The sequence below is a fragment of the Aeromicrobium sp. genome (assembly GCF_049586495.1).
Classification (GTDB): domain Bacteria; phylum Actinomycetota; class Actinomycetes; order Propionibacteriales; family Nocardioidaceae; genus Aeromicrobium.
Genome location: NZ_JBAVCB010000237.1, coordinates 1 through 2,543, shown reverse-complemented (window position 1 = coordinate 2,543; position 2,543 = coordinate 1). Strand labels below are relative to the sequence as shown.

Sequence of the window (2,543 nt, the reverse complement as noted above, 5' to 3'; positions counted from 1 at the left end):
ATTGGGCACGAAGTGGTTGTCCATCACGTCCATGTGCAACCAGTCGGCGCCAGCGATCCTGGCGGCCTCGGCCTCGAGATTGGCGAAGTCCGAGGACAGCATGCTCGGCGAGATCTGGATACCCACGGGTCCGAGCCTATCGGGGGTCAGCTGCGGCGAAGGACTGCCGCGAACATCGCGTCGGTTGCGTCGATGTGCGGCCACCACTGGTGCGAGCTCTCCACAGACACGTCCGACCGGTCCGTGAGGACCGCGTCGAGCACGCCGGTGGTCTCGCGCAGATGTGGCGAGCAGGTGGCATACGTGACGACTCCCCCGGGTCGCACGAGCTCCAGGGCCCGGGTCAGCAGAGCCTCCTGCAGCGGCACCAGCTGGTCGAGGTCGGCGGAGGTGCGACGCCAGCGAGACTCCGGACGACGACGCAAGGCGCCCAGTCCGGTGCACGGCGCGTCGACCAGCACGCGGTCAAAAGATCCTGACTCCCACGGGCCTTCCCGACCGTCGTGCACCGTGACCTCGACATTGCCGAGCCTGCGCACGCCTTGGCGAACCAGGTCAGCACGATGCGGCTGCACCTCGTTGGCCACGAGCGACGCGCCGCGCTGTCCGGCGATGGCACCCCACAAGGCAGCCTTGCCGCCGGGACCTGCGCAGAGGTCGAGCCACCGCTCGTCGGCTCCGTCGACGTGAGCGTCTGCGGCCACGACGGCCACCAGTTGCGAGCCCTCGTCCTGCACACCGGCCCGGCCTTCACGCACCGCCTCGATGTCGCCCGGCGCGCCCGCGTCAAGGACGCGCGCGAAGGGCGACAACAGACCGGGTGTGCCCGGCAGATCGGCCGGATCGCACAGCCCTGGCCGCGCCACCAAAGTGACCCTCGGGGGCGCGTTGTTCGCCGCCAGGAGCTTGTCGATCTGGGTGGCGTGGCCGGCAAGCGCCTCCCGCAACGCCTCGACGATCCACCGTGGGTGGGAGTGCTTGATGGCGCGTGCGTCGTCCTCGTCCAGACCCTCGGTGACCGCGCCGACCCACCCGTCGAGGTCGTTGTGACTGATCTTGCGCAGCAGCGCGTTGGCGAAGTGCACTGGCTTGTGACCCACCTCGCGCCGCACGATGTCGACCGTCGTGGAGACGGCAGCGTGGGGCGGGACCCGCATGCTGAGCAGCTGGTGCGCGCCGAGGCGCAGGGCATCGAGAACGGGCGGATCAATCGAGCCGATGCCCTGGCTGGCGACCCGATCGATGATGGCGTCGTAGGAGCCCTGGCGGCGCAGCGTGCCGTGAACCAGCTCGGTGGCGAATGCGGCGTCGCGGCCCTCCACGTGGTGCTCGTCGAGCATGCCGGGGAGCACGAGGTTCACGAAGGCGTCGCGGTCGGCCACAGCGCGTAGCGCGTGGAAGGCGATCAGCCGGGCGGGGTCGGTCATCGGACGGTCGCTTGAGACACGCCGGCAAGCCCGCGGCCCCAGTCGGCTGCGGCCATCCGCTTCTTGCCCACCGCCTGCACCTCGCCGAGCACCAGGTCGGTCGTGGCCGTGCCCACCCGGACCTCGCGCTTGCCGATCGACACCTGGCCGATCTCCAGCGTCGCGTCCTCGGCGATCGAGGCGGGTCCGATCTTGAGGCGATCGTCGTTCACGACCGTCCACGCGCCCGGAGATGGCGTGCAGCCCCGGATGTGTCGGTCGATCGCGAAGGCAGGTCGGTTCCAGTCGATCCGGCCGTCGTCGGTGGTGAGCTTGTGCGCATACGAGATGTTGTCGTCCGGTTGCGCTGCCGGTGCGAGGTCGCCGTCCTCGATGTGGTCGACGACATCGGCCAGCAGGCGGCTGCCGAAGTCGGCGAGGCGGTCGAGCAGGGTCGCTGCCGTGTCGTCCTCGCGGATGCGTTCGGTGATCGATCCGAGCACCGGCCCGGCGTCGAGCGCCTCGACCAGCGAGAAGACGGTGGCACCGGTGATCTCGTCTCCGGCCATGATGGCGCGCTGCACCGGGGCGGCTCCGCGCCACGCGGGCAGCACCGAGAAGTGCAGGTTGATCCAGCCGAATGCGGGAATGTCGAGCGCCTCGCGGCGAATCAGCGCCCCGTAGGCGACGATCGGGATGCAGTCGGGCGCGATCTCGCGCAGCCGAGCCATGAAGGCTGGGTCCGCGGGCGAGGGCGGGGCCAGCACCTCGATGCCGTGGGCTCGGGCCGCCACCGAGACGGGTGACGGCCGCAGGCTGCGACCGCGACCGGCCGCGGCATCGGGTCTGGTGATGACAGCCGCCACCTCGTGCCGGCTCGCCACCAGGGCTTCGAGGCTGGGCACGGCCACCTCGGGGGTTCCGGCGAAGACAAGTCTCACCCAGCGAGTCTAGGGACCGCAGCCGTCAGAGCCGGGTGGGGTCGATCTGGATGCGAAGGCCAGGCAGCTTGGCAGCGCTGCGCTCGGCCGCCACCTGCCGCAGGGCCGAGGACAGCGCGGCACCCTCGCGGCGCGGGGTGCGCAGGATGAGCCGCTCGGCGGACTGCGGATCACGTGGATCGACGGGCACCGGGCC

At 70.7% G+C, this 2,543-nt stretch carries 2 protein-coding genes and 1 pseudogene; all 3 read right to left on the bottom strand.

All coding sequences use genetic code 11. The features are described from left to right. Window positions 1-126: pseudogene (locus WB508_RS12220) on the bottom strand (ribulose-phosphate 3-epimerase); the annotation flags it as partial. Between the two features lie 20 nt (window positions 127-146). Continuing rightward, entirely contained in the window at window positions 147-1,427 is a 1,281-nt protein-coding gene (locus WB508_RS12215) for an RsmB/NOP family class I SAM-dependent RNA methyltransferase (protein ID WP_423845155.1), read from the bottom strand. Beyond that, window positions 1,424-2,347: a methionyl-tRNA formyltransferase gene (gene fmt / locus WB508_RS12210; RefSeq protein ID WP_423845153.1), complete on the bottom strand. Its 924-nt coding sequence runs from the start codon at window positions 2,345-2,347 to the stop codon at window positions 1,424-1,426. The genes WB508_RS12215 and fmt overlap by 4 nt, the downstream gene beginning before the upstream one ends. Window positions 2,348-2,543: the final 196 nt, after the last annotated feature.